The 10461-nt window shown below is 57.1% G+C and carries 7 protein-coding genes; 6 read left to right on the forward strand and 1 reads right to left on the reverse strand.

Annotated elements, in window-relative coordinates; all coding sequences use genetic code 11:
• The 4 genes from KQ310_RS15915 to KQ310_RS01540 form a co-directional block, all read left to right on the forward strand.
• Positions 1–104, forward strand: a 104-nt coding sequence (locus KQ310_RS15915) for an IS3 family transposase (RefSeq protein ID WP_332310451.1), incomplete at its 5' end; no start/stop codon positions are given.
• Positions 105–725: 621 nt separating this feature from the next.
• Positions 726–2063, forward strand: a complete 1338-nt coding sequence (locus KQ310_RS01530; RefSeq protein WP_259720039.1) for a TolC family protein — start codon at positions 726–728, stop codon at positions 2061–2063.
• A complete protein-coding gene (locus KQ310_RS01535; RefSeq protein WP_259720040.1) occupies positions 2056–4155 on the forward strand; it encodes an ATP-binding cassette domain-containing protein in 2100 nt (699 codons plus the stop codon). Before KQ310_RS01530 ends, KQ310_RS01535 begins: the two co-directional genes overlap by 8 nt.
• A 133-nt stretch (positions 4156–4288) precedes the next feature.
• A complete protein-coding gene (locus KQ310_RS01540) occupies positions 4289–5332 on the forward strand; it encodes an HlyD family efflux transporter periplasmic adaptor subunit (RefSeq protein ID WP_259720041.1) in 1044 nt (347 codons plus the stop codon).
• A gap of 173 nt (positions 5333–5505) precedes the next feature.
• Here KQ310_RS01540 and KQ310_RS01545 read toward each other — a convergent pair.
• Positions 5506–6593, reverse strand: a protein-coding gene (locus KQ310_RS01545; protein WP_399237380.1) for an IS3 family transposase whose coding sequence is annotated in 2 segments (ribosomal slippage) — positions 5506–6374 and positions 6374–6593 — 1089 coding nt in all. Because the reading frame shifts where the segments join, the coding sequence is not laid out codon by codon here.
• Positions 6594–7519: 926 nt separating this feature from the next.
• Between KQ310_RS01545 and KQ310_RS01550 the strand changes: the two genes are divergently transcribed.
• Both KQ310_RS01550 and KQ310_RS01555 read left to right on the forward strand, forming a co-directional pair.
• The gene (locus KQ310_RS01550) at positions 7520–7933 is read left to right on the forward strand and encodes a hypothetical protein (protein WP_259720043.1); all 414 of its coding nucleotides are present in this window, start codon (positions 7520–7522) and stop codon (positions 7931–7933) included.
• On the forward strand, positions 7930–10224 hold the full coding sequence (locus tag KQ310_RS01555) for an adenylate/guanylate cyclase domain-containing protein (RefSeq protein ID WP_259720044.1): 2295 nt from the start codon (positions 7930–7932) through the stop codon (positions 10222–10224). The genes KQ310_RS01550 and KQ310_RS01555 overlap by 4 nt, the downstream gene beginning before the upstream one ends.
• Positions 10225–10461 lie beyond the last annotated feature (237 nt).

The raw sequence follows: 10461 nt of genomic DNA on the forward strand, positions 1-10461 counted from the left end.
AGACTGCCATCTTCCAATACATCAACGGGTTCTACAACACCCGCAGGCGCCATTCATACCTGGGCGGCATTAGCCCGCTCGCATTCGAAGCCAAGGTGGCATAGTGAGATAGGTGACCGGCACAAAACCGTTCCAAGTCCACCGCATCGATCATGCGCATCACTGCCGACTGCTCGAGCCCATCGGCAATACCCCACCCGCGTAAGCAGAAAAACTATACTTTGCCATGATCAACGGAGCAGCTATTGTCGCTTAACTCAAGCCAAACGGCCTCCGGAAAAACCCGCGCTGTTCACGTTGTAGGCCAAATCTAATCCGAACTTTTAGACCACTCAGAAGGGGTCAAATCCGTTTTTGAACGTTAATGGTTCGTTTTCGGCTGTTGTTGCCGGTGACGCCGTTACGTCCAGTTCGGTATCTAGGGCGTGTTCTGAAAGTGGGCGTACAAGACGCCAGATCGACGGGATGCACAAAGGGTGAAACCCAATCCGGAAAATTTGGCTGTCAAGGGGAGTCTATCTGCACGTTAAGAGTTGCCGCACCAAGGCGGTTGGGCTCTCGACCAAGTGTTGCCCAAAAGCGCGGCGTGTTCGACGCTTAGATGCCTAGCGAGAAAAAACTTGTTGATAAATTTTATGTGCCGGTGTCGAGATTTCAGGAGGGTTTTCAAAAGAAATCGTCCAACGGTATCCGGTGCGGTAGCAATGTTGCTGTCTACGCTAGCGATGTCCTTCGTGTCGGTAACTGAGGCCGTTGCGGTCCAGAAAGTTGATGATCCAGCGGTTAATGGACAGACCTATGGGCCGCCCCGTCCTGACACCGCCGCACAAAGCCCGGACATTGCAGAAGTCGGGCCAGTTGCGCCCGGCATACCTGCAATCTTGCACGAACTTGCGGTAACGACATCGGCAACGCACCCACAGGTGAAATCATTCGAAGGTCGGATCCGTGCCGCCGGCTATGATGTGCGTGGTGCCAAGTGGCTGCGCTTTCCGAGCCTGACGGTTGAGGCCCTTGCAATCACAAGAGGCAGCGCGAACTCCGCTCAGGACGGTACCGTCCTTAATGCCGTTATCGAGCAACCAATTTGGGCAGGCGGCCGCATCGGTGCAGCAATCGACCGTGCAAAGGCGCAGCTCCTCGTGCAACGAGCCGGCCTAGACGAGGTCGCACGTGATTTGTCGCTGCGGGTGGTCCAGGCTTACTTCGAAGTTGCAGCGACAGCCCGGCGGAGCGAGATACTGAAGGATGCACTGGCAAGGCATCGCGAACTCTCTGATACCATTGGCCGTCGTGTAACGCAGCAGATCAGTCCACGGTCGGACCTTGATCTTGCTATGGCGCGTGCCGCCCAAATTGAGCAGCAGCTTGCGCTCGCCCAAGCCCAACGCAGTGGTGCTGTAAACACCCTCACGGAGCTTACCGGCGATACCAACCTGCTACTGGGGGATGTACCGGCCTATGATCCGGCACTTCATCACCCGTCCCAAGTCGGCGCCGTTGAAAAGGCGCTGGCATGCGACCCGCGAAGCGCGCGCCTGTCTGCGGAATCCATCGTGGCGAGAGCCGAACAAAAGTCAGCAAAGGCAGCGTTGTTGCCGCAGTTGATCGGGCAATTGTCCAGCAACGAAGTGCTCGGCGAGCGCGTCGGGTTAGCGCTACGCGCCCAGACGGGCAACGGGCTCTCCCAGGCTGCTGCCGCGCAAGGAGCGGGAGAGAGGGCCCGGGCGAGCCAGGAAGCAATCGTCTCGGCGCAGCGCGAGCTGCGCGAAGCATTGCGCCTGGACATTGTGAATAATGCAGCTGCGCGTCAGCGCATTGGCAGCGCCGCTACCGCGGCGACGAGCTCATTGTTTGTCGTTGAGTCATACAAGCGCCAATTCATTGCCGGCCGGCGCACTTGGCTCGACGTGATGAATGCACTGCAGGAATCAACCAACATGCGCTTGGCCATCGTCGATTCTGAAACCAGCGCGCAGCTGACAGCCGCACGCATCGCCTTACGCACCTGTACTTGGCAGCCACGGCTGTTGGCAGACAGGACGGAGCCCAATCATGGCTGAAGATAATCAACTCCTCGCGGCGCTTGATGCGTTCGCTGTGGCAAAGGGCGCTTCATTGCCGCCAGGTTGGGAGAGTGAGTTTGATGGCGACAGCTTGCCTGATGACATAACCGCGCTCTCTGTATTATGTGCCCGGCTTGGTTGGCCCGCGCCCCAGAAGTTGTCCACGAGACCGAGGCCTGATCAGTTTCCGTTGCTGCTTTGGTCATCGAAGGACGGCTTTGGCGTCGCTGAACAGTGGAACAGTGAATCAACGCTGCAGATGCGTAGCTTCGTGGATAAGGTGTGCGCCTACAACGACGATCTGGCCTTTTTCGACGTTGCCTTCCCTGATCCGTTGAACAGCGATTCACCCGAAGCGGCTGTCTCAGTCTTCTGGGGTGCCATCAAGCGGCGTCGGCATGTATTGCTCACTGCGACGCTGGCGACGGTCGTGGCCAACATCCTGACACTAGCCACGTCCCTTTATTCCATGCAGTTGTTCGATCGGGTGATTCCGCTTGGCAGTTTCTCAACCTTGTGGGTGTTGACAGTCGGCGTCTTGATTGCGCTCGTCCTTGATCTTGTCATCCGCACCACGCGCGCCTTGCTGGTTGAGCGGGAAGCTGCGGAAGTTGATGCCGAGGTCTCGGAGTATTTCTTTGCACGCGCCCAGGCCGTCCGTCTCGATGCGCGCCCACCTGGCATCGGCACCATGGCCGCTCAACTCAAGGGCCTGGAGCAGGTCCGTAGCATCATGTCGTCCACGTCGCTTTTCGTAATGGCCGATCTGCCGTTCTCGTTACTCTTTATCGTGGTTGTCTTCTGGATCGGCGGTGCCGTTGCACTGGTGCCAGTGGTGTCGCTGCCACTTGCACTGATCGTAGCGTTTCTGATCGCCCGTGCCCTTCGTGTAGGTACAGAAAAAGCCCAGGTGAGTGGCAATCGCAAGAACGGCATGCTGGTTGAGTCGTTGGACGCCGTAGAGACGATCAAGGCCAACCGGGGCAACTGGTTCATGCTGGCACGGTGGAACCGCCTGATCCGCGAGATCCACCACTATGAAGACCCCATCAAGCGCACATCAGCGTTAGCCTCCTCGGTGTTCTCGTCACTGCAGCAAGTGGCCTACGTAATGTTGATGGCCATAGGCGCCTTTGAAGTGGCACAAGGCCGCATGACGTCAGGCGGATTGTTGGCATGCTCCATCATCGCCGGACGGATTAATGGCCCGCTCATCAGCATGTTGCCCAACCTGATCGTGCAGTGGGGATACGCACGTTCATCGCTGAAGGCGCTCGATAGCATCCTTGCTCTGCCGATGGACCGTAGCACGGGCCAGGGCGCGCTTCGCCCTGAACGCCTGTCGGGGGGCCTGACCATCGAGAAGCTCAAGTTCAGTTATCCCGGCTTGCGTGAGGGCATGGATATTACGCGGCTCGAGATCCAACCAAACGAGCGCGTGGCGATCATTGGCGGCGTGGGTTCGGGCAAGTCCACTCTATTGCGCTTGCTGGCCGGCCTCTATCTGCCGCAGCAGGGTTCCGTACGCCTTGGCGGGCTCGATGTATCGCAGATTGCCGATGACATTCTGCGCGCCCATGTGGCCTATCTGCCTCAAGACTATCGCCTCGTGAACGGGACACTGCGTGAGAATCTCGTCATGGGCCTTGGCAATATCACGGACGAGGACCTGTTGCGATGCGCCCAAAGCACGGGCCTAGCTACCATGATTGCTGGGCACCCCAAGGGTCTTGACCTTATGCTGGCGGAAGGGGGAAGGGGGCTGTCAGGCGGACAACGTGGCTTGGTGGGCATGACGCGGCTCCTCCTTGGTCAACCTGGGTTCATGCTGCTCGATGAGCCGACTGCAAGTCTTGATCAAACCACCGAGCAAATGGTTATCAGCAGCGTGATACGCCAGCTGGGTCCTGAACAAGGTCTTGTGCTTGTAACCCACCGACTGCAGCTCCTGTCTGCGGTTCAGCGTGTAATCGTGATGGCCCAGGGGCGCATCATGCTTGATGGCCAGACCGCAGACGTCTTGGCCAAGCTCACTGCCAAGCGACCGGGCCCGCAGGCGGTGCCTGCTACCGTGATGCCAGCACAATGATAATGAGTAGAATATAATGAATAAATTGACATCGATCCGACTATCGAGTTGGATCATTACTACATCAGCGGCGGCTGTTGTGTCGTTCTTTCTATGGGCAGCATGGGCAGAAATAGACCAGCTCACGCGCGCCATGGGCAAGGTCATCCCAGTTGACAAAGTACAGGTCATACAGAGCGCTGATGGCGGCGTTGTGGAGGAAATGCGCGTTCGGGAAGGTGATGCAGTGCGCAAAGGTCAGCTGCTGGTGCGCATTGATCGTGTCAAAGTGCAGGCCGCTGTTGAAGAAAGCCAAGCCAAGGTGGCCGCTTTCAGGAGCATCATGTCCCGTATTGAAGCTGAATTGTATGACCGCCCACTAAATTTTCCCGCAGATCTGCGAGTCTATCCGGATTTCATCTCCAACCAAACGGCCTTATTTATAAAGCGTCGCCAAGCCATTTCGTCTGAAATTGCCGCACTGGAAGCGGTCAAGCGGTTGATGCAGCAGGAACTTGAGCTTAACATGCCACTGGTTTCAAGCGGTGACGTCGCCCGTGCTGAGATCATCCGCATGCAGCGCGGCATCGCCGATGTGCAAGGCCAGATTGTCAACAAGAGAAGCAAGTATCAACAGGATCTCCAGGCAGAGTTTGCCAAGGTTGAAGAAGAGCTGGTCAGCGCCCAGCAGATACTTGCTCAACGCGTGGACGCACTAGCGGCCACCGAACTACGATCGCCGGCCAACGGCATCGTCAAGAATGTTCGCTTTACAACTGTCGGCGCGGTTCTTCGCCCCGGGGACGAAGTGATGCAGATCGTGCCCACTGGAGAAAAGCTTATTGTGGAGGCTCAGGTCTCGCCTCGAGATATTGCATTCATCAAGATCGGGCAAAGGGCATCGGTCAAATTCGACACGTTCGACAGTGCCATTTACGGCTCCGGCGTTGGGGTCGTTTCCTATGTCAGCCCGGACACATTGGTGGAGCAACGCCCCGATGGAGAAAGCGCCACGTATTATCGCATCAACCTCGACGTCGACATAAGTGAAATGCGTCCCAAGCATGAAAATGAGCAGATAATCATTCAGCCTGGCATGACCCTGACAGCCGAGATCAAGACTGGTGAAAACACGGTGTTAAGATATCTGACAAAGCCAATCTTGAAGACCGTATCGGAATCTTTGAGCGAAAGGTAACTGCATTCGAACATCAGCCAAATTTTGTTTTTTGTGTCTGCGAAGTGCAGATACAAAATTTTACACTTTCCTGAAAATCCATCTGGCCAGACTGAGAGCTCGGGCCAAACTTAGAGGTGGCCCAGTTTATCTGAATAGCCCCGCGCGATTGCTAAGTAGAGTGTCTGCCGGTTTCATGCCGCTGCGAGAAGCGGTTGGTTGAAGTAGACGTGATCAGGCGTCTTGCGGTCAAGCGACGAGTGCGGGCGGCTGGCGTTGTAGAAGGTCAGATAATGGCAGATCGATGCGCGGGCTTCGCTGACCGAGCCATAGGCTCGCAGGTAAACCTCCCCGTATTTGATCGAGCGCCACAGGCGTTCGACGAACACATTGTCCCGCCAGGCGCCGCGGCCGTCCATGCTGATCGTGATCCTCTCCCGGTGCAGCGCGGAGGTGAAAGCCATGCTGGTGAACTGGCTTCCCTGGTCGGTGTTGAAGATGTCGTGCGCGCCGAAGCGCGCCAGCGCTTCCTCCAATGCTTCGATGCAAAAGTCCGTCTCCAGCGTGATCGACAGCCGCCACGACAAAACCCGCCGGCTGAACCAGTCGACGATGGCGATGAGATAGACCAAGCCCCGCGCCATCGGGACGTACGTGATGTCCGTCGCCCAGACCTGGTTGGGCTTCGTCACCGCCAGCTTTCGCAGCAGATAGGGATGGATCTTATGCCCTGGCGCCGACTTCGAGGTGTTCGGCCGCCGGTAGATCGCCTCGACCGCCCTCTTCTTCATAAGCGTCGACACATGCAGGCGACCGACATTGACGCCGTCGGCGGCAAGCAGGTCGCGCAACATACGGCTGCCCGCGAACGGGAAGTCCATATGCAGCTCGTCGAGGCGCCGCATGATGGCAAGGTCGGCATCCGAGGCTGGACATGGCAGATAGTAGACGCTGCCGCGGCTGATCCCCAGCTCCCGCGCCTGACGGGTCACCGGCAGCGAGTGCGATCGGTCGATCATCGTTTTGCGCTCGGCAACAGTCCCGCCTTGCCGAGCGCCCCGGACAAAAAATCATTCACCAACGTCAACTCGCAGATCTTGGCGTGCAACGTCTTCACGTCGATCGCCGGCTCCGCCGGTTCGCCGTGGCTGTCAGATCCGAAAACTCCGGCAGCGCCTTCCAGCAACTGCCCACGCCAGGTCGTGATCTGGTTCGGGTGAACGTCAAACTGCTGCGCCAACTCGGCCAGCGTCTTCTCGCCCCTCACGGCAGCCAATGCCACCTTCGCCTTGAAAGCCGGACTGTGGTTCCGGCGTGTTCACTTCGTCATCGGATCTCCTGTTCGGCAGCCATCTTGGCCGCCTTCAGGCAGAAACTCCACTTTGCCGACTGTGCAGATTAGCCGAGCCACCTCTCACGCGATGCCCGAACACAAAACCGGAGAACCTTTGGGAATGGCATCAGTCAGGGGTGCACGTGATAGAATGATCCAATACCGGACGTATCTCTTACAGGATACTGAAAGATAATTTGACGAGTGGGCCAGGCGAGAGGTCCCTTTGATACCTAAAACTGAACGGATTGTGGGCGTCACGAATGAGCAGCTTGTTGGGTGGCGTTAAAGTGGTGTGGTGTTGGTGGATTCCCACGATTTCACAATGTGATGCCGTACGCTTTCTGCCCCCCGCACAACGGAAGGATGGTGTGTGATCTCAGGTGGTTAACAAGCTTTGTGCCACATAACAGCTACGCAGGTCTCACGCGTCCGCCATGTGGGTCGCAGTCGCGTGGAGGCCCTGCATTGATGCACTTTGAAAACTGGATTGATGTTTGGCCAAGCGCGGTCTGAAACGTCCTCATCTCACCGCTAAGGTTCAACCCGGGCGCAAACGTCCTGTGGCCAGAGTGTGTTGGTCCGTTTGCCAGCCGTCGTTCGGTACGAACTGACACGGAAGCCCCAAGATGGTTCGCGCAATGGGAACTGAACCCTGATCTCATCCAGCGAAGATGAGCGCAGAGCGGTTGTTGTTGCACTTGGGCGCCGTGGAACCAATGGCCTATGAAGCCATCTGGGTGCAAGGGAACAGGCCTTTGCTTTGACTCGTCTCACCCGCAACAACAACTGCCCGGTTGCAACCCCTGTCGCGACAAAGCCACGGGGCTGCGTCACGTCATGTTGGGGAGGGTAAGCCGTTGGCGACCATGGCAATGGCAGAGATCTCCGATCTCCACGCGCAAAACCTGCAGCTGCACTCTACAATAGACCAGCTCCGGAACGCGCTGGAAGCGGCCGCAGCACACACCCAAACCGAAGTGCAAAGCGTTCGGGCTGCCATGGCCCAGGACATTGCTGTTCTAAAGGATACCGTTCAGGCATTGCGGGACGGTCTGGATAGCCAGGCAATTGCTTCGGAGGCCGCATTGCAGGCGCTGCGTGCAGCGCATGCGGCAGAAGCCGATCAGCTTCGTTCGGCGGTCAATGCGCTTCGTCTTCAACTGGACGGGGCCAATGCCGATGCCGCCCAATTACTTCGGTCGCAAGAGGCGTTGGCCCATCGCGATCAGGAAGTTCTCAAGGAACAGATCAAACTGCTCCGCATCCAACTGGAAACCAACGCATGAACGCCGAATTTCCGAACGGTATGAGCCGCTCGGTCGCGCGCCGCACCCGCCGCGACGAGGCTTTGCACCGCGCGAATGTGCTGCTGGAAGTCACCCGCCGCTGCGCCAGCCTCACCGATCTGAATTCCGTGCTTGCCGAATTGGTGCATCTAACTTCGCGTGAGTTGGACTGCGAGCGCGGCACCCTGTTTCTCAACGACCCCAAGACAGGCGAGCTATATTCCCGCGTCGCGGAGGGCAATCTCGTCCGAGAAATCCGCATACTCAACAGCAGCGGTATCGCCGGTCACGTCTTCCGATCGGGCGAATCCGTGCGCTGTGATGACCCCTACCATGACCCCCGCTTCAATCAATCGGTTGATGAACGCACGGGCTTTGTGACGCGCAATGTCATCTGCGTACCGCTTTATGCCGCCTCGGGCGAGATTATCGGCGTAATTCAAAGCCTAAATCGCCGCAATGGCACATTTAGCGACACAGATCTCGATCTTCTGCAGGATATCACCAATCAAGCCTGCACCATCCTTCAGAGCATGCAGTATCTGGAAGAGATTGAACGCATCCGCGGCAAGGAAATGGCGTTTCTGGAACTGGTGTCGGACATCAATTCAGAATTCGACCTTTCCCGCCTTTTGCAGCGCGCCGTCAGCGAGACAACGAAGATGCTGGGCGCTGAACGTGCAACGATATTCCTTCACGATACCGCAACTGGCACTTTGTTTTCACGGGTGAGCACCGGGGGCGATATCTCGGAAATTCGCTTTCCGGCAAACCTCGGTATCGCTGGTGCCGTTTTCACCGCTGGCCAGACAATGAACATTCCGCATGCCTATGCAGATTTGCGGTTCAACCCTTCCTTCGACAGGCAGACCGGATTCTTCACGCGATCGATCCTGTGCGTTCCCATCATCAACAAGGAAAATCGCGCGATCGGTGTTGCACAAGTGCTCAACAAGAAAGGCGGAAGCTTTTCGGACGAGGACGAGCAACGCCTGAAGGCGTTTACCGCGCAGATCGCCATTGCGCTCGAAAACTCAAAGCTTTTCGATGATGTGCAGCGGATAAAAAACTACAATGAAAGCATGTTGCAAAGCATGTCCAACGGCGTCCTGACGCTTGACGCCAACAACAAAATTGTAACCAGCAACGCCGCTGGAGCACGCATCTGGGGCGCATCGGAAGCGGAACTCATTGGCAAGCCACTGACCGACATGCTGGGCGAAAATGGCCAGTGGTTACTTGACCAACTCGAACACACCCGGACCAGCCAAGAGAGCAGTTTCTACCCTGACAGCACCCTTTCAGTGGGTGCGCAGGAAAAATCGGTCAACATCACGTTCATGCCGTTGCGAGCAGCAGATGATAAATCGCTCGGTTCTATGCTGATGTTCGAAGATATCAGCAGCGAAAAACGCATGAAATCGACGATGTCCCGCTATATGGACCCTGTAATCGCTGCAAAGATGCTGGAGAACGACGGGCTGGATCTTCTTGGTGGCGTTAATGCCGAAGCCACCATCATGTTCACCGACGTGCGCGGTTTCACAGCAATTACAGAGGAGTCCGGGGCGCAGGGCACCGTACAGTTCCTCAACCAGTATTTCACGATGATGGTTGATTGCATTACCCGCGAAGGTGGGATGCTGGACAAGTTCATTGGCGATGCGATCATGGCCTGTTTTGGCCTGCCGGTCGCCCAAGGGGACGATCCTGATCGCGCTGTGCGCGCCGCGATCACAATGATCCAGGAACTTTGGGAATGGAACGTCGTGCGCAGAGCGCAGGGTCTGAAAACCGTTGACATGGGTATCGGCCTCAACACCGATAATGTGGTGTCCGGCAATATCGGAAGCCCGAAACGCATGGATTACACCGTTATTGGAGACGGTGTGAATCTGGCTTCACGGTTGGAGAGCGCCTGTAAGGCGTATTCGGCGCGCATTCTTGCGAGTGAATCCACAGTGTCTAAACTGCGGGGAACGTATCGTCTTCGCGACATCGACCTGGTTGTCGTCAAGGGCAAGACGCAGCCGGTCCGTGTGTTCGAAATCCTCGACTTTCATGACTCCCAAAGCTTCCCGAACCTGATGGACGTGGTCAACCATTTCGGCGAAGCCATGGTGGATTATCGTGGAGGCAAATTCGATCGCGCCATCCAGCGTTTTGAACGTTGCCTGCAGCTCAATCCCAGCGACAGCCTTTCACAAACCTATATCGATCGTTGCCAGGCTCTCTTGGCAAGCCCGCCGACGGAGGCATGGGATGGCGTGTGGGTGATGCAGAGCAAGTGAAAACAGCGCTAGCACCCTGTTGCGAAACCTGCTCGTGGTTTGGTGGTGACCTGCACCCCAGTTTGATGGTCCCCGGAATTCTCCTCCAAGCTGTAGGTGGGCATTCGGCGGCCTAAGGGGCTGACCTGACCCCCTGATTTCATCCAGCGGGGATTAGAGCCGAGCCGCAGTTGTTGCGCATGGGCGCGGGTGAAGCAATGGCCTGTGGAGCGGAGCCCGAAGGGCGCAGCGGAACAG

Source organism: Synechococcus sp. CS-1328 (assembly GCF_025128095.1).
Lineage (GTDB): Bacteria > Cyanobacteriota > Cyanobacteriia > PCC-6307 > Cyanobiaceae > CBW1002.